Annotated in this window: 23 protein-coding genes; 7 read left to right on the top strand and 16 right to left on the bottom strand. The window is 41.7% G+C overall.

The window, feature by feature from the left end:
• Window positions 1–506: 506 nt before the first annotated feature.
• The gene (locus JIG41_RS15470; protein ID WP_199525057.1) at window positions 507–2,687 is read left to right on the top strand and encodes a PHB depolymerase family esterase; all 2,181 of its coding nucleotides are present in this window, start codon (window positions 507–509) and stop codon (window positions 2,685–2,687) included.
• A gap of 39 nt (window positions 2,688–2,726) precedes the next feature.
• Here JIG41_RS15470 and JIG41_RS15465 read toward each other — a convergent pair whose 3' ends face one another.
• Window positions 2,727–4,805, bottom strand: coding sequence for a TonB-dependent siderophore receptor (locus JIG41_RS15465; RefSeq protein ID WP_065978976.1), 2,079 nt, complete (start codon window positions 4,803–4,805; stop codon window positions 2,727–2,729).
• 563 nt (window positions 4,806–5,368) lie between these two features.
• Here JIG41_RS15465 and JIG41_RS15460 point away from each other — a divergent pair.
• A complete protein-coding gene (locus JIG41_RS15460) occupies window positions 5,369–5,824 on the top strand; it encodes a globin family protein (RefSeq protein WP_036972258.1) in 456 nt (151 codons plus the stop codon).
• 61 nt (window positions 5,825–5,885) lie between these two features.
• Here JIG41_RS15460 and JIG41_RS15455 read toward each other — a convergent pair whose 3' ends face one another.
• A complete protein-coding gene (locus tag JIG41_RS15455) occupies window positions 5,886–6,764 on the bottom strand; it encodes an EamA family transporter (RefSeq protein WP_036972256.1) in 879 nt (292 codons plus the stop codon).
• 363 nt (window positions 6,765–7,127) lie between these two features.
• Here JIG41_RS15455 and JIG41_RS15450 point away from each other — a divergent pair, with 363 nt between their 5' ends.
• Entirely contained in the window at window positions 7,128–8,477 is a 1,350-nt protein-coding gene (locus JIG41_RS15450) for a flagellin (protein WP_199525056.1), read from the top strand.
• A 15-nt stretch (window positions 8,478–8,492) separates the two neighbouring features.
• Here the strand turns inward: JIG41_RS15450 and JIG41_RS15445 are convergent, their stop codons facing one another.
• From JIG41_RS15445 to JIG41_RS15415, 7 genes are all read right to left on the bottom strand, one after another.
• The gene (locus JIG41_RS15445) at window positions 8,493–9,482 is read right to left on the bottom strand and encodes a Gfo/Idh/MocA family protein (protein ID WP_199525055.1); all 990 of its coding nucleotides are present in this window, start codon (window positions 9,480–9,482) and stop codon (window positions 8,493–8,495) included.
• Between the two features lie 2 nt (window positions 9,483–9,484).
• The gene (locus JIG41_RS15440; RefSeq protein WP_036972252.1) at window positions 9,485–10,285 is read right to left on the bottom strand and encodes a class I SAM-dependent methyltransferase; all 801 of its coding nucleotides are present in this window, start codon (window positions 10,283–10,285) and stop codon (window positions 9,485–9,487) included.
• A gap of 4 nt (window positions 10,286–10,289) precedes the next feature.
• On the bottom strand, window positions 10,290–10,661 hold the full coding sequence (locus JIG41_RS15435) for a hypothetical protein (protein ID WP_036972250.1): 372 nt from the start codon (window positions 10,659–10,661) through the stop codon (window positions 10,290–10,292).
• A gap of 54 nt (window positions 10,662–10,715) precedes the next feature.
• A complete protein-coding gene (locus tag JIG41_RS15430) occupies window positions 10,716–11,135 on the bottom strand; it encodes a DUF3429 domain-containing protein (RefSeq protein WP_036972248.1) in 420 nt (139 codons plus the stop codon).
• 114 nt (window positions 11,136–11,249) lie between these two features.
• On the bottom strand, window positions 11,250–12,785 hold the full coding sequence (locus tag JIG41_RS15425) for an AMP-binding protein (RefSeq protein WP_036972246.1): 1,536 nt from the start codon (window positions 12,783–12,785) through the stop codon (window positions 11,250–11,252).
• Window positions 12,769–13,596, bottom strand: coding sequence for an SDR family NAD(P)-dependent oxidoreductase (locus JIG41_RS15420; protein WP_118845251.1), 828 nt, complete (start codon window positions 13,594–13,596; stop codon window positions 12,769–12,771). The genes JIG41_RS15425 and JIG41_RS15420 overlap by 17 nt, the downstream gene beginning before the upstream one ends.
• Before the next feature lie 81 nt (window positions 13,597–13,677).
• Complete coding sequence (locus JIG41_RS15415) at window positions 13,678–14,712, bottom strand: AraC family transcriptional regulator (protein ID WP_036972243.1); 1,035 nt, start codon at window positions 14,710–14,712, stop codon at window positions 13,678–13,680.
• 150 nt (window positions 14,713–14,862) lie between these two features.
• On the opposite strand from JIG41_RS15415, the gene JIG41_RS15410 reads away from it, so the two are divergent.
• The 4 genes from JIG41_RS15410 (at window position 14,863) to ahpF (ending at window position 18,933) form a co-directional block, all read left to right on the top strand.
• Window positions 14,863–15,864 carry an NAD(P)-dependent oxidoreductase gene (locus JIG41_RS15410; RefSeq protein WP_118845253.1) on the top strand — a complete coding sequence of 334 codons (1,002 nt, stop codon included), beginning with the start codon at window positions 14,863–14,865 and terminating at the stop codon, window positions 15,862–15,864.
• Window positions 15,865–15,906: 42 nt separating this feature from the next.
• Window positions 15,907–16,410 (top strand): 2,4'-dihydroxyacetophenone dioxygenase family protein, encoded by a 504-nt coding sequence (locus JIG41_RS15405; protein ID WP_036972241.1) that lies wholly within the window; start codon window positions 15,907–15,909, stop codon window positions 16,408–16,410.
• A gap of 206 nt (window positions 16,411–16,616) precedes the next feature.
• A complete protein-coding gene (ahpC, locus tag JIG41_RS15400) occupies window positions 16,617–17,186 on the top strand; it encodes an alkyl hydroperoxide reductase subunit C (protein ID WP_036972239.1) in 570 nt (189 codons plus the stop codon).
• Window positions 17,187–17,352: 166 nt separating this feature from the next.
• On the top strand, window positions 17,353–18,933 hold the full coding sequence (gene ahpF, locus JIG41_RS15395; protein ID WP_199525054.1) for an alkyl hydroperoxide reductase subunit F: 1,581 nt from the start codon (window positions 17,353–17,355) through the stop codon (window positions 18,931–18,933).
• 95 nt (window positions 18,934–19,028) lie between these two features.
• Here the strand turns inward: ahpF and JIG41_RS15390 are convergent, their stop codons facing one another.
• From JIG41_RS15390 to JIG41_RS15360, 7 genes are all read right to left on the bottom strand, one after another.
• Complete coding sequence (locus JIG41_RS15390) at window positions 19,029–19,499, bottom strand: DM13 domain-containing protein (RefSeq protein ID WP_199525053.1); 471 nt, start codon at window positions 19,497–19,499, stop codon at window positions 19,029–19,031.
• The gene (locus JIG41_RS15385; protein WP_199525052.1) at window positions 19,496–20,308 is read right to left on the bottom strand and encodes a hypothetical protein; all 813 of its coding nucleotides are present in this window, start codon (window positions 20,306–20,308) and stop codon (window positions 19,496–19,498) included. Before JIG41_RS15385 ends, JIG41_RS15390 begins: the two co-directional genes overlap by 4 nt.
• A gap of 36 nt (window positions 20,309–20,344) precedes the next feature.
• Window positions 20,345–21,970 (bottom strand): methyl-accepting chemotaxis protein, encoded by a 1,626-nt coding sequence (locus JIG41_RS15380; protein WP_065978983.1) that lies wholly within the window; start codon window positions 21,968–21,970, stop codon window positions 20,345–20,347.
• A gap of 252 nt (window positions 21,971–22,222) precedes the next feature.
• On the bottom strand, window positions 22,223–24,421 hold the full coding sequence (locus JIG41_RS15375) for a carbohydrate-binding family V/XII (protein ID WP_199525051.1): 2,199 nt from the start codon (window positions 24,419–24,421) through the stop codon (window positions 22,223–22,225).
• Between the two features lie 88 nt (window positions 24,422–24,509).
• Window positions 24,510–25,346, bottom strand: coding sequence for a patatin family protein (locus tag JIG41_RS15370; protein WP_065978985.1), 837 nt, complete (start codon window positions 25,344–25,346; stop codon window positions 24,510–24,512).
• 83 nt (window positions 25,347–25,429) lie between these two features.
• Window positions 25,430–25,882 (bottom strand): NfeD family protein, encoded by a 453-nt coding sequence (locus tag JIG41_RS15365; RefSeq protein WP_036972229.1) that lies wholly within the window; start codon window positions 25,880–25,882, stop codon window positions 25,430–25,432.
• Window positions 25,883–25,891: 9 nt separating this feature from the next.
• Window positions 25,892–26,845 carry an SPFH domain-containing protein gene (locus JIG41_RS15360; RefSeq protein ID WP_065978986.1) on the bottom strand — a complete coding sequence of 318 codons (954 nt, stop codon included), beginning with the start codon at window positions 26,843–26,845 and terminating at the stop codon, window positions 25,892–25,894.
• Window positions 26,846–26,860: the final 15 nt, after the last annotated feature.

Raw genomic sequence — 26,860 nt, 5'->3', positions numbered from 1 at the left:
GCCAGCGACTTGGAATACATTTTTTGCCAAATCAATTGATAATGTGCTAATTTTCATGACGGACGTTCCCTTTTAACTGAGTGTGAGTTAACCAGTTTGGCGCATTGACGCCGTTTAGGGGAGCGTCCATCTCATCACCCATTTGAACCAACTAGGTGCAACGGAGGTTGCTCAACTTGTGTTAACAGAATTAAAGAAGATGAATCACCCCTTGGTTGCAAAAGTTAGGAAGCCAGACCCTAAACACCTAAAGCGTTAAATTTGAGCGTTAAGTTGTATTTTTTACTGAAAGCCTAACAATAAGATTGTCAGGCTTTTTTATTGGGTTTTGTTAATCGGTTTTGGTGTAATTTCACATATTGATATTATAAACGCGTTGCTTCTTTTGGCTTTATTGTCCTTAATTTTATAGCACTATAGTTATAGTTCGCTTTTTTAATTGTTCTACTACATTGGGTTAGTCATCAACTGACAGACAGCAATGATAACAACTATAAAGGCGATATATGCAAAAAATAACACAATTATGTAAACGAAAATCAGCATCGTTTACGCCTGTGGCCGTGCTCTGCGCTGCTATTTTCTCACAGCCAAGTTTTGCAGGTAGTTGGCAGCAAAATGTCAGCATCGGCGGTTTCAATAATGTTCATATTTACACGCCAGATACGCAGTCGAGTATCGGTGATGGTCATTCATTAATGTTAGTCCTGCATGGCTGCGTGCAACCAATCAATAACTATTTAAGTGCCAATTTAGAAGAGGCCGCAGAGGCTCATGGCATGGTGATAGCCGTGCCTGATGCGATGAATAAAGCGGGGTATAGCTGCTGGTCCTATTGGCAAGGTGCAATAAACCGCAGCTCTGGCGATTATAAGAATTTGATTAATTTAGCCAATGCTTTAAGTGGTGATGTAGCCCGTAATATCGACCCGAAACAGGTCTATATTGCTGGCTTATCATCTGGGGCTGCGATGGCCGCGCAAACAGCATGTGTGGCACCTGATGTATTTGCAGGGGTTGCACCCAGTGCGGGTCCTACTATTGGTACCAGTTCAAGTGGCGCTATTTCGACCTGTGAAACAGTCTCTGAAAATACGTTTGTATCACGTTGTGAAAGTTATGCTGGTAGCTACAAAAATAGTTTTGAAACACAAATCGCAGTGGTTGCTCACGGCACAGCCGATACCACAGTAAACACATGTTATAACCAACAAAATGCCAATGGGTTTGCAGCGCTTTATGGGGTTAATCAGTTATCGGGGACAACAACAATTAGCGACGACGCCACTCGCACGGCAGAGCAATCACACTGGCAAGATAATCGAGTAGCTATGCTGTGGTTGAATAATTTAGACCACTCATGGTCAGGTGGGCAAGGTGCTTCGGGTGATTATGTCGCAGCAAATAGCATTAACTTTGCAACATATTTAGGCGAGTATTTTACAGCGAACAATAAACGTGTTGATCGCAACTCTGGCCCCGAAATCAGTAATTTAAATGCCACAGACAGTAACAGTCAGCTCACCATTACAGGCAGCGCAATCGACCCTGAAGGCAGTGTAACGAGTGTGAATATAAATGTGTATAGCCTGGCCGCAGGGATGACAAGCTTAATTGAATCTCTCAATGTGCAAGTCGATGCGAATAATGCCTTTAGCGGGGTGACAAGTGCACTCACCGATGGTCTTTATGAAGTGCGTGTAAGTGCCACAGATAATGAAGCTAAACAAGGTAATGAAGCAAATCTTACTGTACGTGTTGGGCCAGAACCTGCGGCCACAGCACCTGTACTCAGTGATACTGCGGCTAGTGTAAATGGGCAATGCGCTACAGTAACAGGCACCGTTATCGATGATAATCAAAACGTAAGCACGGTTGTGGTTAGCTTTAGCAATGGTGATGTGACTGCTACGGTGAATGGGCTTGAGTACTTTGCTGAGCAATGCAATCTAGCGGGTGGCAATAATACCGCAGTGATCACAGCAAGCGATGATACAGCCCTTACATCAACCGACAGCATTAGTTTTGTCATCGATGCTGGGGTTACTGGCGATTATAACTTGCACATTAATGAAGGCCATATTACGTGGGGAGAAGGTTATTCGGCGTGTTATTTAGCGTTTGGTACCGCAAGCTTCACGATGCGGGAGTATGCGGCAGGAACAGAACAATGTCAGTGGATTGCTGATGATGACTCAAGTTGTGCAGGGCCTTTACAGGCATGCAAAACCACCACAGAACCTAGTAATGACGCAGACAACGACGGTGTGCTCGACGGCGCAGATAATTGCCCGAATGTAGCGAATGCTGATCAAGCCGATAACGATAATGACGGGATTGGTAATGTGTGTGACAGCACTCCAGATGGTGAAACGAGTGACTCTGACAGCGATGGTGTCAGTGATAGCTTAGATAACTGCCCGCTGGTGGCAAATAGTGATCAGCTAGATAGTGATGCAGATGGTGTAGGTGATGCGTGTGATTCAACACCGAATGGTGATTACCAATGCACCGAAACCACTTCAAGCAACTATGCGCATGTGCAAGCAAACCGCGCGACGACGAATGGCTCTTACGCTTATGCGTTGGGCTCAGGTGATAACTTAGGTCTTTACAACACTTTTTATACCAGCACCTTAGCGCAAACTAGTGCGGGGTATTACGAGTTAGGCAGTTGCCCTAATTAATAAAATTGTGTCGCCCCGATGGGCGACACATCCACCCAGTTAAAACTTATAAGTTAAGGTTAGGCTGCCGTTTGTAGGCGCACCATAATAACCCACAGTTTGTAAACTATTAATGTACTGCTCGTCAGTGATGTTGTTGACGTTTGCTTGTATGTCAATGTTGTCGTTGATATTCCATCGAGCAAAGGCATTAAGTAAGCCATAACTTCCTTGTTTTACATTGTAGTCAGTGCTTTCGATTTTAGATTGCCAACGGCCATTTAAGCCCACAACCACCGCATCGGTCACCGCATAATCTACTGTTACACCTACAACATCACGAGGCGCCCATTTATTGGTATCATCACCATTTTCATCAGTTACATCAATATGTGTATAAGAAGCGACGATATTGATGTTGTCGGTAATCTTTCCAGTGACTTCAAATTCATAGCCTTCTGACTCAATAGACACGCCTTTATAGTAATAAATACCATCTTCTGTCAGGCCCGCGTATTGAGCAAAGTTATCTTGCTCAGCAGTAAAATAGGCAAACGTTGTCATTAGTGCATCGTCAAACCAAGAAGCCTTAACACCTGTTTCAAAGTTAGTGCCTTTGGTGGGGGCTAAGTATTGGCCGTTGTAATCTGCTTGCTCTTGCGGCTGATAAATATCAGAGTAACTTGCATATAAGTTTAAATCGTCGTTTAACTTATAAGTAAAACCAACATAGGGGCTCGTCTCGCTCTCGTCATTATCAATTGATGCACCGGCATTCATGCCTGAGCGCTCAAATTCAATAGTGTTAAAACCAACTACGGTAAATAATTTATCAGTAATGTTTAACTGAGCAGAGCCAAAGTAACGCGTTAGCTTTTGTTCGATATCAGAATATAAAACAGGCGCTAACCAATCTGGCTCAGGTATAGCATCTAAGTCATATGGAAATGCTGGGGTTGGACCATAGGCCGGTGTGTTTGCAAAATCAAATGGGTGTTGATACATCACGTCATCACTTTTTGCATGGCTTACACCAACGCTTGCCTGATGTTCTTTACCAAATAATTCAAAGGCACCAAATGCTTTGATTTCAAATAAGTCTGCATCTATATCACTGTCATAACGACCCGGCCAACCACTTAAGCCTAAGTGAGTGTCTTTATCAATCGTGCCGCTGGCATAAAATAGCTTGTCTTGCTCTTCAAAACCGCGGAAGTTATAGCTTGCTTGAAGTTGCCACGCGTTAGCAAAAATATAGTTGTATTCAATAAATGCAGAAGTGTTGATGGTGTCCCACATTGTCCATTCTTGGGTGGTTGTGTCGCTCACATCCCATTTTGCTTGGCTGCCATCTGTGTAGTTATACACCAGCCCACCCCATGTATTACCATCGGTATCAGCATCTTGATAAGAATAACCAGCGGTAACAGTGGAGTTATCTGTTAATTGACCATCGACAATAACAGAGAAAAACTCACGGTTATTTTCAAGCCCGTCAAGGTAAGATTCTTTATCTTCAGCAGCCGCAACAAAGCGGGCTGCCCAGCTCCCCGAATCAGTTAAAAGCAAAGAGTAATCTGCTTGAAGACGTTTAAAGTCCCATGAGCCAAATGAAACACCTACTTCACCACCATTTTCATTTTTTGGGCGCTTACGAACATAGTTAATCGTGCCCGATGCATTACCAACACCCGTTAAAAGGCCATTTGCTCCACGGATAACTTCAATGTTTTCGTAGCCATAGGCTTCCATAGCCCCGGTTACAATGCCCCAATCATTTGGCAAACCAACCCCATCAATTTGGGTGTTTTTAATTTCAAAGCCACGCGACGTGTAGTTAGTACGATTTGTTTCCCATTCTTCAACATTGATGCCTGGGGCTAAACGTAGCGCATCGTTGATATTAAAGGCTGAATAGTTTTTTAGTTGCTCTGCGGAGATGATACTGATTGATTGTGGTGTTTCATCAATCTCTAGTGCAAGGCCAGTTGCGCCTTCACTTATACGATTTTGGCGAACACCCACAATCTCAAGTGTTTCAATATTCGCTTCAGCCTCAGCAGTTTGCTGTGCGAAACTGAGTTGTGGATTCAATGCATAAATAATAGCGGTTGCAAGTGGCAACTGAGTTAATTTCATTCTTATCTCCGCGTGTTGTGAGCAGTAAATGGCAATGGTTGATTATTGTTTTGATTAAAATAATTCGCGGTAAACTTATCACAACTGATAATAATTATCATCAAGATTTAAATCTAAAGTGTTATGTTAATACAAATAAATGTAACAAAATATGTCAGTTTATTTTGTAAGAGGGCAGCTTATAAGGCGTATTTCATTTTGTGCTTACCGTCTATTTTAATAGTGGCTTATCGCTGCTTAGCAACATGTAAAATTATGAGTAATTTTAAGGAGGTATCACCATTTTACTCTTGGTCAAAATTGTTAGCGGAATAACGTGTGGAAGAGGGTGTATTGCGTGTGCTAAATGATGACATTATAAAATAAGCCACTGGCATAAAATCGAAGCCGTTGTGTAGGCTAGGTAAATAAAGTGCGGCGTCCAGAGTCGCTATTTTAAAGTTAATTCAGTATGCGTTATAAGGTTAATAAAGTGGGGTCATACAAAAATTGGGTATTTGAGGAGTAAAATCGTCTTTATGTACTAGTATGAAATAACAATCTTCATTATAAAAGGAATAGGCATGCTCAGCGCTTATCAAAAACAGTTAGTTCAAAATAGCTTTAAAAAGGTAGCCCCCATAGCCGACGACGCAGCAGCCATTTTTTATGCCAAATTATTTGAGTATGATCCTAAACTTAAAACACTCTTTAAAAGCGACTTAAGGTCACAAGGAAAAAAATTAATGATGACCTTAGGTATTGCAGTTAAAGGGCTCGACAATTTAGATGAGCTCGTGCCAGTACTTGAACAACTTGCACGAAAACATATTGACTACGGTGTAAGCGTGGATGATTACACACCGGTAGGAAATGCATTGTTATATACGCTAAAAACAGGCTTGGGGGATGATTTTACCCCTGAATGCAGAAAAGCATGGGTCATTACTTTTAAGGCCATTGCTGATGTAATGCGAACTGCGGCATACCCCAGTTTTGACCCCGCAACTTACAAAAATGTTAAGTATTATCACAAATAATTTTATTGAATCGGGTGTATTGATATAAAGCCCATTGCTCATGGGCTTTATAGTGAAAGTTTTAAGCGTTACTTTCAACTTTTGTTTGTTTTGAGGTCGACATTGAGCTTCCGACCGATGCGGTGATAACGAGCAAAATGGCTAACCATTGCCATACACTTAAAAACTCAGCCAAGATAATAAAGCCAGCGAGGGCTGCTACCGCAGGCTCCAAACTCATCATGATACTGAAACCCTGTGCGGGCATATTTCTAAGTGCAACCATTTCAAGTGTATAAGGCAGGGCACTTGACATAATGGCAACTAGAATACCTAAAGGTAAAACGTCCCAACTTAATAGCGCCATGCCTTGTGAAGCTGCACCATAGGGAACAAGTACAATAGCTGCAATGCTCATACCTAAAGCGACGGTCATGCCGCCTGAGCCTTGATTGCCCGTTTTTTTACCGAATAAAATATAAAATGCCCAACAGGCTCCTGCCGCTAGCGCTAAAATGACCCCAACAGGGTCGAGACTTTCCTCACCTTTCATATCAGGTAATAACAGCACAATACCTGCTATGGCGCAGGCAACCCAAAATAAGTCGCGCTTTTTACGAGATGATAAAAGTGCGACCGCTAATGGACCAGTAAATTCCAGTGCGACACCAATACCCAGCGGAATACGCTCGATAGCGTAGTAAAAAAGTATATTCATACCCCCTAAGCTTAAGCCGTAAATAATAATCGGCATGCGCTGGCCAATAGGAGGAAAGGCTCTCCAAGGCTTAAAAACTAAACACAGAATCGCCGCCGAAAAACCGAGGCGCAATGCAGTGGTCCCTTCAGGGCCAATCAATGGGAATAATTGCTTAGCGACAGATGCACCTGACTGAATGGTGACCATGGCTAATAACACGCAAATAACAGCAATCAAAAACGGGGGGATGGTACGCTGCATCACTGTCCTTATGAATAAATAAGAGCTGAAGTTTGGGGGCGATTTTACTGATGTTTTGATGATTAAGAAATGTTTTTCGTTAAACGGTAGCCGATTTTCGATGAAACCTAAGTTGTGGGGCATTCATAACTGTAATGTATTGATTATCAGAGATAAAGTGCATTTTCAGGTGCTCAGTCGCAACGGACTGAAAAACGCACGTCAGGTGCACAAAAATTTATCTTAAGAGTACCCGGCAGTATTTATTGTGATTATTTACTCGTGAACAAGCGATGTCTGAACAATGCGTCATTTCTAATTATAATATACTAGTAAATTGGTATGGGTTTTGCATTGTTTAAGTTTTTTGCCAAGGAAGACAAAATGTTGACGATCAATTCGCCACGACTACGTACGCCTAACTCACTACAAAACACGCAATCAATTACCTCGACTTATGAGAAGTTAGCCTCGGGTAAACGCATTAACTCTGCGAAAGATGACGCCGCAGGCTTACAGATAAGCCACCGCTTAACAACGCAAATCGCGGTGAAGCAACAAACGCTTCGAAACTTACAAGACGGTATTAGCTACGGACAGGTTGCCGATGCGGGTTTATCGGCGCTCACTGATGCGCTTCAAAGAATGCGAACATTAGCTCTGCAAGCTGCTAATGGCTCTAATACGGATATTGATAGAGCCGCTCTAAATGAAGAGTTTTCGCAATTAAGGGAGCATATAAATACCGTTGTAGCCGACACTGAAATTTTTGGTAAAAAGCCATTAATGTCAAAGCCAGAGCAGGAAACTAACTTGGACAATGTGCCGGTATTAAATGAAGTATTCTCGAATAATATGAGCTTAACTATGAGCTCAGGTGAAGTTTCATTAGGTTTAATTCCAGCTGGGTCTACAAATGTAAGAATTCAGATTGATAGTTTTTCTATGAATGATGATATCAATCTTTTCTCACAGTTTGGAGAGCACTTAGTTGGGCAAGACTTATCAAGTATGAAAGATGTTATTGAAAGTAATTTATTTACCCCCGCGAATGGTTATCAGGGAACAGAAACATACGATAATACTGATTTATTTAATGGTGATGGTTTTAATTATCCTGCGACAAATTCACAAACAGTGAAAGGAATGAACTTTAGGTACTCTGGAAATGGTAATCCAGGAAATAACTTTGAAGAAATTATAGTTGATTCAGTGACCGAGCCATTGTTATTAACTGTTTTTGGTAGTGGCTCTTTTAATATTACTGCTAGCTGGGACACGTTGGGGAGCTTAAATTCATCGTCAGCTGAGTCGAGTGACGGCCCGATGTTAGTTACATCAACCGACCGTGCTATTGGCGAAGAGGGGTATATTATGTTTGAAGATATTGATGCCAGTACGGGTTCTTTAACAATTGATGGTATTACCATAAGCAGCGAAAATTTAGCGCAAAATGCAATAACGAGAATAGACACCGCATTGTCACGTATTGGCGGCTTTAGGGCTGAAATAGGCGCAAAAATAAATGCGATTGAATCGACCATCCGTAATGAATCAAACCAGTCGTTGATGCTAAGTTCAGCGAATCAGCGTATTGAAGACACCGATTTTGCAAAAGTCATGGCTGAGAAAATATCACTCGATATCGTTCAGCAAGCGGGAGTAAGTGTTGCCATGCAAGCTCGCAATATTACAAAAGAGGGTATTTTGAGTTTGCTAGGGCAACTAGAGTAGTTGCCCTCAGACTTATTAGTCATTATCAGCAGGATACACGACACCTAATTGAGCTCTCGCTGTATCCAGCACGTCCATAACCTGTTTTGATAAGGTGTGTGTGTTTACAGCAGACTCAATGTGTCCGGCTTTGGCTGCTGCTATAAAGTGACTTACTTCATAGCGCATAAAATGCTCGTCAAATGGCTGAGCAAGTTCTTCAACCGTGCCATCATTACCAATAAACTGCATACGTTTTAACAAAGAAACCGCTTCGATTCTAATGCGGCCTTTTTCACCTTGAATTTCGGTAAAGTTGTCGCCTTGAGAAATTTTAGAATAACTAATAACTGCTTGTTTATCGGCATAATTTAATAGTACATCACCTGCACCATCAACCCCAGTTTCCAGCAAAACTCCACTGGCTTGCACACTCTGTGGGGCGCCCCAAAGAGCTAACAAAACATACAAAGGATAGATCCCTAAATCAACCAAAGCGCCGTTAGCAAATTCAGGCAAAAAGGTATTGGGTCTTTCCCCATTTTTGTATTTGTCGTAACGCGAAGAGTACTGACTATATTGACCTATATATTTGCGCGGCGTGCCTATTTTGGTAAGTGCGTGTTTAAGAATGGCGAAATTAGGCAGGTGAGTGGTCATCATCGCTTCCATATACAGGTGCTGATGCTTTTTTGCCGCGAGAATAATTTCATTTAACTCAGTACTATTTGCCGCTGATGGTTTTTCACCCAGTACATGTTTGCCTGCGGCTAAACACATAACCGCGTAGTGTTTATGCAGACTATTTGGCGCAGCAATGTAAACAGCTTCAACCTGATTATCGTGGCACACTTCGTCGATACTCGTGAAAACTTTGGCATTATTGCTGGTATGTTTAGCTAAAAACGAACGAGCAGTGCTCTCTTTACGAGAACATACACCGTATAAATCGAATTCTTCAACATGGGTTGCTGCGTCTAAAAAAGTGTCGCTTATAAAATTAGTACCCACAATGACAAATTTCATGTTTACTCCTCGCTATTAAGTGCAAGCCAAGCCTGCCAGTCTTGTTCAAACTTTTCCATTTGCAGGTGTTTTTTGCTGCGCAAATGTTTGTCTTCGTCTTCTTTTGCCATGTAGGGACCCACACGACACAATGCACAGTGTTTTTCACCCAAGTATGGCGGAATCGTTAGCATTGAGCAGATGTCGTTGTCTTTTTTACTGCTAAACACATACGTGATGCCGCTGGTGTCTTTTACATGCTTATCACGGTCGACGTTGCGAATTTTGTAACCTGGGAAACGGCTAATATCAAACGGCATTTGGCCAATATAATGACACGGTAAACCTTGGTTTAAACTCCCTTCAATGTTCCATTCTCGGTAAGGTTTAACGTCTTTTGAAGTAATAAAACACAGCATAGGGCCGTTTTTATCAAGTGCAAAGCGATGCGCATATTTTAAGTATTGATAAAGCAATGCGCGATTCAGCACATTCATGCTTCCAGAGCCTGTTTGTGCTTTAAAGGCGGCTTCACCTTTGAATGCAGGAATGAGTGGAAATTGAAAAATAACCACATCAAAACGTTGTTGGTCAAGGCGTTGCCAAGCACTGGGTTTCGTTACATCAAACTCTGTGAGCACACGAATACCTAACTTACGCAGTTGTGAAAGGGCGTTGTCGGCGTATTTATCTTCTATTGTCTGTGCTGCATCATAGGTTGAAGCAGTAAGCTGTGCTGGTTTTACATGCTTGGCAATGGCATGCGAAAACGATAAATCGCCATCACCGACCGTTAAAATACGCCACGTTGGATCCAAAAACATTGACTCAGTGACCTTGCTCAGCGAGGTCGCTATTTTCTAGTTTAGGGCACAAGGCTAAACGTGTTTTTAAACCCTCAATAGCGATTTGCTTTAAGATGAGGTTAAAACTTAACAGCACCGCAATCACGATATGAATAGGCCCGTGCGTAAATCCTGCATCAGTATCGAAGAGCATTAAGCCAAACAATAAAAACATAACGGCTAAGAATATTTCGATAAGTTGATTCGAGTAAAAGGTGATGAGCCCCTGATTTTTATGATCTTTCTTTATATGGATTGCACAAAAAAAAGGGATCACCTTTATTTTAAAGTGTGCACCTTTTTCAACGTAGTTCTCACCAAGATGGTCTAGTTTAGCGCGTAGTTGATCTATCATACCAAGTCCTTAAACAACTGAGCCGCGGATGTTACCGCAAACACACTGAAAGGGCTACTCAGGATAGACGCTAATACCAATTACAAATATATGGCAGACAAACACCACGCCGGTAAGTACAAAGCGCATTTTTTGATAGTCAACGTGGTAGTTTTGCCATTGAGGTGTGCTCTTTTCAAATAATAACACCAGCCAAAAGCTGGCTGCGAGCCAAGCCAGAATCCATGCTGGCGGTAGAAAGCTCAAAAAGGCAATAGGTATAATAGGCAAAACGGCTTTGATGGCATCGGCATAAGTTTGCTGGCCCGCATGCCATAAATTACCGGCCATAAATGCCAAAATTGCTATGCTGTAGAAAGTGAAAAATTCTAAATTAATGGCACTACTGCCCGTGATCAGCGGCCAGCCTACGCAGCCTAAAAACGGAAGTAGACCTAAGTAACCAAGTTGAATGTGATTGATGAACTTTTCCATAATTGCCTTTTAAACCGACATAAAATAAGTAAAAGCATACCTGCGGGTATGCTTTTTCTTTTAATCAAACTCGTTGTATTTTATACCAGTTAAGCGCCTAAAACGATCGCTTTATTATTTACGTAATTCACGACGCAATATTTTGCCAACCGTTGACTTGGGCAATTCTTCCATAAAAATAATCGACTTGGGTACTTTATAAGCACTTAAGTTTTCACGGCAATAGTCTGTTACTTGTTGCTCATCAATTGGCTCTTTTAAAGTGATGTAGGCACACACTCGCTCACCTGTTTTTTCGTCTTGAGCGCCAATCACAGCCGCTTCACAAATGGCTGGATGCTGACAAAGTACGTTTTCAACCTCGTTAGGGTAGACATTAAATCCAGAGACAATAATCATGTCTTTCAAACGGTCGACTATTTTGTAATTACCACTTGGCAGTTGTAATCCCACGTCACCGGTTTTGAAAAAACCACCTTTCATACACTTATCTGTTTCATCTTGGCGTTGCCAATAGCCCATCATGACTTGTGGGCCTTTCACAACAATTTCACCTGATTGACCTTCAGCCACAGGCTGATCGTTTTCATCCCAAATCTCTACAACGGTATTAGACAATGTACGGCCGATACTGCCGATTTCTTCTTTCTTGAAATCATTTAAGGTCGCAACGGGTGATGTTTCTGACAGTCCATACCCTTCGGTAATTGTGCAGCCAGTGACCTTCATCCATGCATCTGCAGCAGCATGGGTCAGCGCAGCTCCTCCGGAAACGGTCATTTTTAATTGTGAAAAATCAAGCGCTTTAAAGCCTGGATGCATGCATAAACCAATAAATAGCGTATTAATTCCTGAAAAGTAATTAATGGTGTGAGGCTCTACTTGTTTAACTAAAGCATCTAAATCACGAGGATTCGGGATCAGTACGTTAAACTGACCCATCGCGAATAAGCCAATCATATTCACGGTGAATGCGTAGATATGATAGAGCGGCAACGGACAAATTCCCGTTTCTTGGCCTGGCTGCATGATCTCAGCAAAACGCTCATTCATTTGTTCAGCGTTGGCTAAAATATTGCCGTGACTAAGCATGGCTGCTTTGGCAACCCCAGTGGTTCCACCTGTGTATTGAAGTACCGCTATATCATCGCGGTTTGCGTTGTGTACTTTAAGGGGGGCTAGTTGTTCACCTTGCTCAATAAGCTCAGGGAGAGAGAGTTGTGTGCCTTTGACTGCTGGTAAGCCAACCGCTGCGGTCACTATGACGGTATTAATGGATGTTTGGTCAATGATAGTCGTGAGTTTATCTGCTAAGCCGTCGAGGAGCACAATCGCTTTAACGCCCGCATCATTAAATTGGTGCAGCATTTCTCTTGCTGTGTAAAGTGGGTTGGTGTTTACAACAATTAAACCAGCGCGAAGAGCTGCATAGGTGACGATAGGGTAGTCGACAATATTGGGTAACTGAATCGCAATACGGTCACCTACTTGCAGGCCGCTGTGTTGTTGAAACCATTGTGCCAAATAGCGAGATTGCTGCTCTACATCACTAAAAGTTAATGTTTTACCTGCACTATTGTAGGCCGGTAAGTCAGCATAAGTTTGACAGGTATGGTCAATTAGCTGTGTGAGATTATCGTGTGTGTTCATTCGGACTCCTTAGCATATTGTTCTTATTAGAGTGTTTGATGATGCGCTTCATTACAGGGGTCATCATCCAAGCAGGTAAATAACGGCTTAAGCTATAAGATAGTCTAGATTGAAAGCCGAGTATCACCATAAATTTTTGCTTATCTAATCCACGCATCAGTCTGGTGACGCGACGGTCTTGTGTTAAGTAACGACTTACTTTATTGATGATTTTAGTGTTTGTGTGTGCGCAGTTGTGTTGGTCACACTCACTTAAATAAGGGGTCTCTGGTGCATAAATTACACTGACTTTAATGCCATCCGGTTTTAATTCTTGGCGTTGTGTTTTGGCAAAGTTCAAGATTACATCGTCAGCAATACGTTGATCTTGCACGTATTCAAAAGGGGTCATGGGGGCATGTGAAGTGATAAGTGCAAGGTGGCTATTCATGGTGAGGTACTGACGAATTACGGCGCTAAAGTTAAGAGTGCGAATGATATTAGCTTGTAGGCTACAATGATTGTTAGTGTCAGAGTGCTTTGCTAAAGACTCGATATTCTTAGTGCTGGGGCAGTATATCGCAACCTCAGGCTCACCAATGGCCACGACCGCATTGTTAACTTGAACAGCCAACGTTTGCGTATCGGCCATATCAACAGCAAAAAATTCAATGTATTGAGAATCATCGCTCAGTGTTCTAAGCGCATGTTTACTTTGCTGGCTAAAGCGTATATCAAATAATGCGACATCATCACCACGCTTTATGTATTGTTTAGCAAGTTCAAAGCCTAAACCACTATTTGCACCCGTAATAAACACCCTTCTTATCATTGCACGACCGCTTATCAGTGAAGTTAGCGAATCAATATATATAAATTGTTAACGCAATAATTAGCTTTTAGCGACCTATTTTTAACTTTTTACGCCATTATGCAGTAATGACTTACGGTAGTCTTTCGGAGGTACGCCATACCAACGCTTAAATGCGCGGGTAAATTCACTGTAGTTCGAAAAGCTTAAAATATCTGAAATATTCGACAAGCTTAAACTTGATTCTGTTAAGTACTGGTGCGCAAGATTACAGCGTATGTCATCAACAAGCTCACGAAAGGTTGTCCCTTGCTGAGTTAAGTGCCTTTGCAGGCTGCGGGAACTCATAGACAGTTTTTCAGCAATTAAGTTAACGCCAAATTGTTCGTGTAATAAATACTGTTTTATTAACACTTCAACGTGATCAGAAATATTTTCTCTTTTTGAGTCATTAAGGTGACCAAGTTGTTGGCTCAAAATTGAAAATAGTTGTTTATCAGAGTTCTTGATGGGTAGCTTTAGGTATTTTCTGTCAAAGATTAGCGCGGTGTGCGGACAATTGAACACTGGCACTTGCCCGAGTGCTTGACGATAAACACTGGTATTTGTATTGGCGCTGTGAGGGAGCTCGAGGCGGTGTAACTTTATCTGATCATCCGTAAGCTGTTTAAGTAAGTTAACGCCAACACTTAATGCTAAATCGGCTCCATGATACACACTGACCTTCAGTTTGCTGCGTACTAAAAACGACAGTTTCACGTAATCTTGGCCGATTTCGAGCAAAAGATCGGCGCTATTTTGATGGACATGATAATACTTAGTTAAGTTTTTTAGTGCCATTTCTAAGCTGTCACAGTTACCCATTAAATACCCAACCGAGCCGAGTATGTTCAAACTCTGCCAGCGACCAAGTTCTAATCCAAAATAAGGAAGGTCGAGCTCTTTTGCTGTGATTTCTAGCAGTTCGATTAATTGCTGATACTGAATGAAGTTGTTGGGCTCTTGTAATTGTTTTCTGTCTAACCCAACGCGCGATAATAGTGCATCAGGGTTAATGAGCTTGCTTTCAATTATTTCGATGTATCCATGTAGAGCCGATACTCTAATTAGGTCAGGTGTGTGGGGTGAACGGGGCATAATGTGCTCTTTTTTAGTGCGCTGGCGTAAAAAGTAAAAAAAATTGCGTAAAAAGTAAAGTAAATACAGCGATTAAAGTTTAACAATGTATTAACGATGATGGTCTACTATTTAAAATTAGGCCATTAACAGTACTTATAGGAATACGCAATGAATTACACAAAAGTCTTTATAAGTGGCGGTAATGGTTTTATTGGCCGCAAACTTGCGCAGTATTTTAAAGATAGAGGCGTACAAGTATGCGGTGTTGACTTGATGCCGTGTGATGAATTTAACATTGTGTCGGGTAATTTAAGTGAGCCAGCGAGCTTTAGTCACTTGATCAAAGACTGCGATTTAGTCATTCACACTGCGGCTATTGTGTCTAACGCATTGAGTTACAAACAAACATGGCAAGCAAACGTCGGCTGGACAAAAAATTTACTTGATGCCGCAGTACATGCTGGCACGGTGATGCGCTTTATTCATATTTCTTCAACGGCCGTGTACGGCAGCGATTGGCAAACAGCGATAAGCGAAGATGCACCATTACTCCCTGATGGGCGTGCTTATAACGATTCTAAAATGATGAGTGAACACTTATCTTTAAGTTATCACGCCAGTAAAAAGTTGAATGTAACAATTATTCGACCTGGCGATGTCTATGGTCCAGGGTCAAAACCATGGATAGCTTACCCCTTGCAAGAAATTGCAAAAGGAACCTTTATGGTGCCACAGGGTATGTTTGGGCCAGTTTATATTGATGACCTCGTTAAAGGAATTTATTTAAGTGCGATGAGTGAGCAGGCTAGCGGCGAAATTTTTAATTTGTCAGGGCCTGAACAAGTAACAAATCAAACATATTTTAACTATTTAGCGCAGGCACAGGGTCAACAGCACGTGAAAGTTGTTAATTTAAAGCTGGCATTGAAACTGACCGGCTTCATTGAGTGGTGTTATCACTTAGTTGGTAAAACGACAGACATTAACCCGTCGACAATGCGCATGCTTAGCCGTAAAAGTGCCGCTTATAGTAATGAAAAAGCAGAACGTTTATTAGGGTATAAACCTGAATTTAGTTTGCAGCATGGTATGCAGAGCGCACTGCAATGGGCATTTGAGCAAGGACTTTGTAAAGCGGCTCCAGAACAGCCTGCTGTCAAAGTTAACTAAACAATTAACAACATTTAAAGCAAGTGAAAAGAGGACACACACATGGCATTACCAGATATTATTAATCATCAAGACTTTCTATTAACGATTCATACCAATGATGAAAAACTTATAAAAAATGCATTACCGGGTGTTCATATTTACCCATTGATGCTTGATTCTGAAAACGGGGTATGGGTATTACGCGTTTTATTTGAACCCGGTACAGTATTACCAAAGCATTTTCACACTGGTGTTGTACATTTATATACTTTGTCTGGTAGCTGGCATTACACAGAGTACCCAGATGATGTGCAAAAAGCGGGTAGCTATTTATTTGAACCAGGTGGTTCTATTCACCAATTCCAAGTGCCTGAAGAAAACACCGAAGTTACTGATACGTTCATGGTGGTTATGGGCTCAAACATTAATTTTGATCCCGATGGTAACTACATGAACATTATGGATGCAGGCTGGATTGAACAAGTCATGTTAGCGGCTGCAAAAGAACAAGGTTTTGAACCTAAATATATTAAACCAAAGAGTTTGTACGGTTTTAATAAGTAATTTCGTTCCCACGAAAAGAAGCCCTCATTCATGTAAGTGATTGAGGGCTTTATTCTTTTTAAAGAATTTAGGTTTGCAATCTAAAAAATCAATTAATTTAATCTAAACAATCAATTTTATTTTAATCGCTCAGACCTCTATTGTATTAATCAAGCAGACGCAAGGCTGCGTTAATTAAACTTTTAAATACATCAATGAGGAAAACTATGAGCACTTCATTAATCAACACAAAATTACAACCATTCAATGCAACAGCTTACCACAACGGTGAGTTTGTAGAGCTAACAGAAAAAGATGTGCTAGGTAAATGGTCTATCTTCTTCTTCTACCCAGCAGATTTTACGTTTGTATGCCCAACAGAGTTAGGTGACGTTGCAGACTACTACGCACAACTTCAAGAAATGGGCGTAGAGGTTTACTCAGTATCAACAGACACTCACTTTACTCACAAAGCATGGCACGATACATCTGACACGATTAGTAAAATCAAATTCCCAATGATCGGTGACCCAACAGGTCGCATTACACGCAATTTCGGTGTGATGATCGAAGATGAAGGTCTTGCTCTTCGCGGTACATTTGTAATGAACCCTGAAGGTGAAATCAAAGTGATCGAAACTCATGACCTAGGTATCGGCCGCAGTGCAAAAGAGTTAGTACGTAAAGTACAAGCTGCACAATACATCGCGAACCACGACGGTGAAGTATGCCCTGCATCATGGCAGCCAGGTGAAGAAACATTGGCTCCTTCACTAGACCTAGTTGGCAAAATCTAAATTGCGACTGCACGTAAGTGCTTAAGCGAAGCCACGCTTCGCTTAAGCGAGCAATACGAATTTAATTGCCCATCACAACTCACACACATTAAGCACATTAGCGGGTGGTGGGCAGTTAATCCTGTCATTTTTCGAGATTATTTATTCTGAACTCAAGGGCTAAGCCATGTTAGATACAAATATCAAAAACCAATTAGCAAGCCACTTTGCTTCTATTACCAGCCCTGTTGAGCTGCTTATCGCCTTGGATGACAGCAATAAATCAACAGAACTTAAAAACTTAGCGACTGATTTAGCATCGTTAAGCGACAAATTTTCGGTGCGAGACAACCCAGACCAAGGTGTACGTCGTCCTTCAATGGTGGTGTCTTCACCTGTAAACAATACGCAAATCATTTTTGCCGGTGTGCCAATGGGCCACGAATTTACTAGCTTGGTTCTTGCATTACTGCACACAGGTGGCCACCCAAGCAAAGCGTCAGACGCTGAAATTGAACAAATTAAATCATTAACTGGCCCGCTTAATTTCGAAGTATATATTTCATTAAGCTGTCAGACGTGTCCGCAAGTAGTACAAGCACTTAACTTAATGGCGGCGCACAATCAGAACATAACAGCCACAATGATTGATGGTGCTTTGTTCCAAGATGAAGTGAACGAGCGCAATATTCTGGCGGTACCGGCTGTTTATTTAAATGGTGAATTGTTCAGCCAAGGTGCTGTGAACTTAACCGACATTTTAAATAAAGTAGACACCAAAGCTGCAGCACGACAGGCTGATGCGCTGAACGACAAAGCGTTATTCGATGTATTAGTTGTAGGGGGCGGCCCAGCGGGGGCTTCTGCGGCTATTTACTCAGCGCGTAAAGGTTTAAACACCGGAGTGGTCGCAGAGCGATTTGGTGGTCAGGTTGCAGACACATTAGCCATTGAGAACTTTATCTCTGTAAAAGCAACTGAAGGCCCTAAGTTAGTTGCGCAACTTGAAGAGCACGTTAAAGAATACGGTGTTGATGTGATGCAAAACCAACGTGCTGCGTCATTAACTAAACAGGATAACTATCAAATTACCTTAGAAAATGGTGCGGTATTAAATGCCAAATCGGTTGTATTGGCAACGGGTGCCCGCTGGCGTGAAATGAATGTGCCGGGCGAGAAAGAGTATCGCGGCCATGGTGTTGCATACTGTCCGCATTGCGACGGCCCGTTATTTAAAGGCAAAGCAGTCGCAGTGATCGGGGGGGGTAACTCAGGTATTGAAGCAGCTATTGACCTTGCTAACATCGTTGAGCATGTCACCGTGCTTGAATTTGCTGACACATTACGCGCAGATGAGGTACTTATTCGTAAAGCGAAAAGCTTAAGTAACATCACAATCATTAAAAACGCGCAAACAACCGAGGTTGTTGGCGATGGCAAGCGTGTAACAGGTTTAAGCTACATTGATCGTGTCTCTGGCGATGAAAAGTCGCTTGCACTGGCTGGCATTTTCGTTCAAATCGGTTTAGTACCAAACACTGAGTGGTTAAAAGACTCAGATGTGTCATTGACTCGCTTTGGTGAAATTGAAATCGACAGTAAAGGGGCGACTTCTTTACCCGGTGTGTATGCTGCGGGTGATGCCACGACAACACCGTTTAAACAAATCATTATTGCCATGGGCAGTGGTGCAACGGCAAGTTTAGGTGCATTTGATTATTTAATCCGCCACAGTGATGAGGCTCAACACACTGAAAATGCAGCCTAAATGGATAAATAAAGACTCTTGATTAGGCAGCTCAACACCCATAGCTGCCGCTTTAAAGCCGCCCTCTCCAAAGGCGGCTTTGTTTTGCATACTATTTATTGATAGCGCGCTGCGGTAATGAACTCATTAAAGCTTTCGCACCAAATAATGACGGTGTTGTATTCGCTTATATTTACGCCTTGCGGAACACGTATTTTAAAGCCATTAAATGAGCGTACTTCGGCTATTCGTTGCATTGTGCCTTTATAGGAAAGGAAGTCATTTTCGTTATCAATAAATTGGTGAGATAAATACAGTTGATAATCAGGCCCAGGGGCAAGTTTACCTTGCATTGAGATTGCGTCATTACTTAAATACACCATCCCATCATCATAATGCAGGCTGTCAGAGCCTTTTAGATCAGTTTTAAACTCCCCCTTAAACAAAGCACGATTAGCATGCTGTTGTAATGTGGTGATAGCGGGGGCTGGTGTTGCCGTAAGAATAGGTAAGGTATAAATACCCACCATAAAGCCTGCAATAAACACCGCAATAAAGCTAAGCAAGAGAATGAACTTTTTAATCATTGTAGTGCCGTTTTTTCAAGTGTAATGGTAAGGCGTTGTTTGAGTTTAAGCCTTTTTTCGACGTCGCCAAAATAGTGCAAATAAATACGCTCTAATTCACCTGAACGCTGAAGTTTTTGCATTCCTTGCTCGAGTAAATCCGCGATATGTTGGTTTTCTTTACTTAAATAAAAGTAGTAATTGCTAGGATATTGCAGCATGAGAGAGGGTTCAATGATCAAATGAAATTGCTTTAGTTTGACAAGTTCAGATTCTATAGCCAACACCGAACGTGGGAAGTAATCGCCTAAACCTGTTTCTAGCGCCTTGATCATGCCTAAATAGTCCAGATCCCCATTAACAGTTAGGCCGTTGTTTCTCATAACCGTGTAATCGTACCAACTCTGTTGTTGTAATCCGATTAATTGTTTTAGAGTGTCAAGGTTATTCACTTTGTGAAAAGTCGCTTCATCGCCTTCACGAATAATTAGCAGACGCTTTCCATGCAAGCCTTTGTACAAGGGAGTAGTTGTTCTAACCAAAGAGTCAGGTATTTCGCCAGGGAGCGATAGCCACGCTAATGTAACGGCTTTATTATGAGTCAACTGCTCTACTATTCGTTTATCATTCATAGGCTTAACGTTGTAAAGTAGGGTGGCATCTACTTTCATTACTGCAAAGCTCTTTTCTAGAACATCATGAATATACTCATTTTTTTGAACTAAAGGGTAATCGGGCCGAGCAAGTTTTATAACAAGCTGCTCATCTGCATAATTTGCAAAACTAACCATGACACATAGTATAAAAGACACACGTCTTAGGGTATTCATCTGTGTATTTCTCTATTAAGTGCACTGTGTTTACGTTTACACTTTAAAAACATGTACCTGCTGTTGTAATCGAGAAGCAAGCGATGCAAGCTCTTGGCTCGCTTGAGCATTTTGTTGTGAGCTTTCGCTGACCAGTGAAATACTGCTACTAAATTCATTAATATTACAACTGAGTTCATTAGCAACGGTCGTTTGTTCATCCGTTGCAGTAGATACTTGATTGTTCATATCGGCGATTTGTGCCATTTCTTGTGTTATTTCAATTAGCAACTGCGATGACCGTTCAGCAAATTCAACACTTTGCTTGGCGCTTTCATCGGCATTGCCCATTGCTGTAACTGCTTGCTGTGCCATTGATTGCAGTTTACTAATCATTTCATTGATACTGGCTGTCGCTTTTTGTGTATTGTGCGCAAGTTGCCTCACTTCATCGGCAACGACCGCAAAGCCGCGCCCTGATTCGCCAGCACGTGCCGCCTCAATTGCTGCATTTAATGCCAGTAAGTTTGTTTGTTCAGCAACACCTTGGATCATCATCACCACTTGGTTTATGTCGGTCGATTGGGTATTAAGTTCATTGATTAGCTGCGTATTTGCATTAACGATATGTGACAAACGATTGATTGAATCAATGTTTTCTTGAACTGATTGCTGCCCCATTTTTGCTGTTTTGTCGGTGTGTGAGGCTTTTTCTGAAGTAGCAAGTGCGTTAGCTGCTACTTGCTCAATCGCACTACTCATTTGCGTAATTGCTGTTGCTATCATTGCAGATTGGTGCTCTTGTTCCGTGGCTGTACTGGCGACTTGGTCACTAATTGAATTCATCTCTTCGGCCGCCGAAGACAGAGTGAGTGTTGCACTTGTTACGTCATTCACTAGCGTATGAATACGTTCCATCATGGCATTAAAATGGCTGGCTGCTTGGGCTATTTCATCGTTACCATGGGTTTTCGCTCTGAGCGTTAAATCTGCATTTTTAGAAATTGAGCCAATGGTTCCACTCAATGAAAGTAATGGATTATGAATCGAGCGATAAATCATAAAAGCGACAATTAGCAAAATAATGATGAGAATGATGACGGAGGCCGTCATGGCAATGCTGACTTTTTCAAAGCTTTTGTCTGCCGTGTTTTTAAACTTATAAGCCTCTGATAGTTGTAATTCAATTAACCCTTGATAACTCTCGCTAAGGGGATCGAATACAGCGTAGAGTCTTTTCACAAACTGATCGTCTGGAATTGACTTCAATTGATTATTTTTAACCGCAGTGAGAAGCGTATCGAGTTCTGATTTAACATTGTCTAAGTTCTTTTCAACATTGTTGACTAAGCGTTGCTCTTCGCTGGTGAGTTTAGTGCTTAAGTAGCTCTGCCATTTACTGTCTGCTAAGGATTCGGCTTCGTTTACAGACTGAAGAAATGCTGTTTTAGAAATTTGTTCTGCTCGGTATTTATGAAATAAATCGACAATACTTACGGCGTAATTGTCCGATACTGTTTTTATTTGTTCTAGCGGCACAACGCGATCGTCATACAAGCTGTCGATACCTTTTACCATGCTATGCATCATGGATATGGTAAAAATAGACGTGATCACAAAAATCGACACGGGTAACAGCGCTAACACAGCGAGTCGAGAACGAACAGAGTAGTTATTTAACATGATAAAATGAACTTTTATAGTGGCTTAATATTAAAGCTAATAAGAGAAACGTATTTAAGCAAGTTTTTGCAATAGTTTATAGTTATCTTTTGCTTGAATTTGTGCAAATAGTTGATTTACATCATTGTGTGTAACGTTACACACAAACACTTGAGTCTATAACAGCTAATTTCTCTGTGAGTGTAATTATTAAGTTTTAAATAATAATGAAGCCCGAATATTAAATCAGGCTTCATTTTAAAGAGGGTATTATTAGTGACCTCGGTTGGGCATTTGTCGTGGCATTTGTTTAGGTAAATTACGACGCATTTGTTGCCTTTGCATGCCAAGTTGGCGAGCACGGTTAGCTTGATTTAGCTGTTGCATGCGATTTGTTTGCTGTGTATGTGATTGCTGGCGCTGCTGTAAAGTGTGTTTAGCTTTACTCTTATCAATGGTTTGCAATTTATTCTGCACATGTTGTCGGTCAGTATTTTGTATGTGGTCTTTAATCTGCTGTTGTTTATCGCTAGGTACATCTTGCCACTTATCTGAAACACGTTGTTGCCACTTTCCGTCGTCATGTTTCAGTACATTCCCATTACGATCGGCAAATATATTGTTCGCTTTATCGCGCTGACTGATGGCTGTTTTTAAATCGCGCTTTACCTGCGTTTTTGAGGCTAAGCGTGTTTTTATTTGACTGCGTTTATAAATATTATGAAGCGGACGTTTGTTGTTAAGGTTATTTAATTTATTGCCAATATTAACGCTATTGCCAATGTTTATATCACCAGTATTAATGACTACGGGGCCTCGGTAGCCGCCGCCATACCAACCATTACAGCAATGGTAAGGACGGTAATGTGTGGGCCAACCTAAATCCCAATTCATTCCTAAGCTTAAAAAACCATTGCTCCAACTTACGCCGAACGACCAGCCAGTCCAGTTATTATAGCCAATATTAAAGCCCCATGTTGACGGCCTAGGGTAATAGTAACCACCTCCCCAATATGCTGGGTAATACCACCCAGTGCCATAAACAGGCGCGCCGTAATAAGGATAAGACCATACATAACCCGGGTAGTAACCTGTGTACACAACGTCTGGGGTTGATTCATAAATCTCGACATAGGTAAGGTTATAAACGGGTGAACTGGGTGGGATTTTGGCGATTTCATTTTTTGGAATGCTGTCAGCCACTAACCACGGCCCTTGCGCTGAATCAGCTTTAAACCATACTGCGTTATCGACAGCATAATATTTTCCTTTTATTTGTAGCACTTGTGCATCGGTATTGATGGCGTACGACACGTTAGTTCCTGGAATGCGCTCAAATTTAGGCTTATCATCATAGTACACGGTCAAACGCGCGTCTTTACGACTGATCGCTGCTGTTTGTGGCACTTTTGCATCAAGCACCGCTTCATTTGCCTCTTCGGTGCCCGCGACAGAGTCACGTAAGCCACCAAGGTCTGATTCTGGTGGGATACTTGCGAAGCTTTGAGGCAGCTCGTCTGCTCGTACAAATGTCCAAGGGCCAGTGTGTTGTTTCGCCCTAAACCAACGTCCAGAAAGCAATACATACATGTTATTGGTTTGCATTTCTCTTAGCCACGGAGTTTCTGTATTAAACACGTACATTAATTCTCCACCGCTTAGGCTCTTCCATTTGGCTTCGCCATCGGTTACTACAAGCTCAGTGGGCTTGGTAGCAACAACAATCTCAGGGGGGGATGAAAGTGGTGATGTACTTGTGTTTTTGGGGAGCATGTTTGCTAAATCGGCAGGCACAGATTGGGTATATTTATAAGGGCCTTTTGCTTGTTTTGCCTGATACCAAAAGTGTCCATCGGTTAGGTAAAGCGATTTGTTCTTTGTATCTTTAATAACGGTCATCGCAGTATTTAATGCACGTTCATAGTGTGTGTCTTTGATAGCACTAAATTTAGGTTCACCGTCAAAGCTTAATAACACCGCAATTTTGTCTTTAAAAATAATGATCGGAGGGTCTGTTTTTAATTGCGCTAAGCTTTGCTCTGCAACTTCTGCGTTTTCTAAACTGGCGGTCAGTTGCGACAGCGAGGTATTAAATTGACTGGTTTTAATCGCTTGGTTTACGACGGTGGTAAAGGTTTGTTCTCCCGCATCTTTAGATTCTGGCCAACGCACATCAATGACGCTCATATCGCGTACGGTGACGCTATCGTTTTCTCTGTCGGTATCAATTTTTGCGGTAAACCAAAAAACACCAAATATGGGCTCTTTGTTTTGTGTAAATGACATGGCCGCTCGGGCAGTAAGCGCATTGCCAATTAACTTTTCTGGTTGCGGCTGATAAACAATCAAAGTGCCCTCAGTCGTATGCACTTTTTGAGGCCACTCAATTGCATTGCTAGGAAAGCAGTATATTACACTGCTAAATAAGATGAATAATTTGAAAAAACGATAAAAAGGCGCGTCATGTTTCATGTTCAATCCTTGTCGAATACACGTCAAATAAGTGTAGCCCAGCAAGAAAAAACTGCGTTAAATTTGTTCCGTTTATCGTAAAATTTTATCAACAATGCTCAGCAACAAATTGCGCCCCCGCATCGACCCCCATGTCATAGCCCGCTGATAATTTTGCAAATGACTTTGTTGTTCGCCCAACAGCAAACTGTGGAGGTGGGGCAATGATATTTATGTTGCAGTCATTAGGTGGGTTCATAATAAAATCAATGCTTTGATTATAGTTATTTGCTCGGCGCAACGTTGCTTCAGCAAGGGCAGGCGTGTCTTTGTATAATCGCTTAACGAGCCAAGGGGCTTTTGCAGGTTTCTTTTTATAACCCAGCGGTTGCGATAAAACGACCGTGATATCTTTATTACCCATTTCATATGCTTTTTGCACGGGGATTGAGTCTGCAACGCCGCCGTCGGTCAGTTGAATATCATTAATAACGGGGTAGTGCCGATAGGCAATGGGTAAAGCGCATGACGCTTTAAGTTGCTCTTCCATTAATTGAGCATTTGCTTTTAAATACTCTGCGTGACCGGTTTTGATATTGGTTGCGACAATGTAAAACTCACTCGCTTGATTATTGAATGTATCTAAATCGAGGCGTATATCCCGAATAGTTTCCTGCCACAACCAATCTAAATCAAACAGATGGCCGCCTTTAGCAAAACGGATAAAATTTATAAATTCGGGGCGACATGAATAATCGGTGATTACGGCATGGTTTCGTTTATATTGTGAGCATAAATACGCGGCGATATTGGTAGCGCCAGCAGACACACCATAACACTGTTGAAACGGCTGATAACAGGCTTTTAAAAAAGCATCTAGTACGCCTGTGGCAAAAATACCACGCATTGCGCCGCCTTCTACAACCAGCGCTTTGTTCTGTGTCATTGTATTCCATTTCCCTTGTAATCGTGTTTACTAAACCATAGCAAACACGATTACAAAACAAAATAGAGTTTTGGCTCTAAGTGTTAAATTGCTTCAACCCAGAGCACGCCTACTTGCTTTTCTGTTACTTTAACAGTACTACCTGCTGCAATAGGGGTATGGCTTTTGAGTTGCCATTGGATACCAGAGTATGGATGTGTCGTTAAACCTCTGTCATCAACATCTGAATTAATAACAAAGGTGATGTCGGCAAAGTCATTGTGCAATGGTTTGGTGTCTGTTTTATCTTGCAAACGTTTGAGTGGTTGCCAAAGCACCACGGCAAAACCAAGGGTAAACACAATATTGCTCCACAGTGCAGTAGTGTAGTTGCTATCAAGCAAGCCAATATTCATCAGTAGACCACTGGCAAATAAAGACAAACCTAAAAAAAGTAACACATAGGTGCTCATTCCAAGCACTGCAACTTCAATAATTAGCGCAAGCACGCCTAAAATCATCAGTGTTTCGGCTAAATAAGTATCTAAAAATGCCATAGGGGAAACCTAACTTTTTTGTTTTTGGTTCAAAGAGTTAATAATAGACATGCCTTGTGCTACTAATGAACTGGCATCGGTGCCGCTATCAGGGAGTAATACCACTGATGATTCACGCGCAATAGCTTCTTTTGCCGCAATGGCTTTGGTTGCAAGATCAAGCTGAATTGCTTTTTGACCTTGCTCGGTATCGGCTGCTTCACCAACCTTGCGCAATGCATCTGCTTGGGCTTCTGCTACTGCAATAATGGCTTTTGCTTCACCTTCGGCTCGTAATATTTGCTCTGCTTTATCGGCTTCTGCGGCGAGAACTTGCGCTTGTTTTTTACCTTCTGCAACGTTGATATTTGCTTGTCTATCACCTTCAGACTCTAATATTTGTGCACGTTTTACACGTTCAGCTTTCATTTGAGCTTCCATTGCTTCCATAACGGATTGAGGAGGAACAATATCTTTAATTTCGTAGCGTAAAACCTGAATACCCCAAGGCTCCGCAGCTTGGTTAATGGCTGATACGATATTGGTGTTTAATAGGTCGCGCTCTTCAAATGTTTTATCAAGCTCCATTTTACCAAGCTCAGAACGCATTGTTGTTTGTGAAAGCTGAGTTACTGCGAACACATAATCATCTACGCCATAGGTTGCTTTGTAGGGGTCTAACACTCGGAAATACAATACGCCATCGACAATCAATGAAATATTATCCTTCGTGATAGCTGACTGTGAAGGCACATCTTGTGCTTGTTCTTTTAAACTACGATCAGCGGCTATGCGGTCAATAAATGGCACAATAAAGTTAAGGCCGGCTTCTTTTGTTGATTGGTATTTACCAAACCGTTCTATTAACCAAGCACGGTTTTGAGGCACGAATTTAACGCTACTTTTCAAGAGCACTAAAATGAAAATTAGAATAAAAACTTCGACATTCAATAGTAAATCGAAAATTTGCGATAGGGGATCCATGTACTTTCCTTAGAG

The sequence above is a fragment of the Pseudoalteromonas sp. bablab_jr011 genome, assembly GCF_016464045.1.
Taxonomy (GTDB): Bacteria; Pseudomonadota; Gammaproteobacteria; order Enterobacterales; family Alteromonadaceae; genus Pseudoalteromonas; species Pseudoalteromonas lipolytica.
The sequence above is the reverse complement of the archived record's forward strand: the minus strand, read 5'-3'. Positions and strand labels throughout refer to the sequence as shown.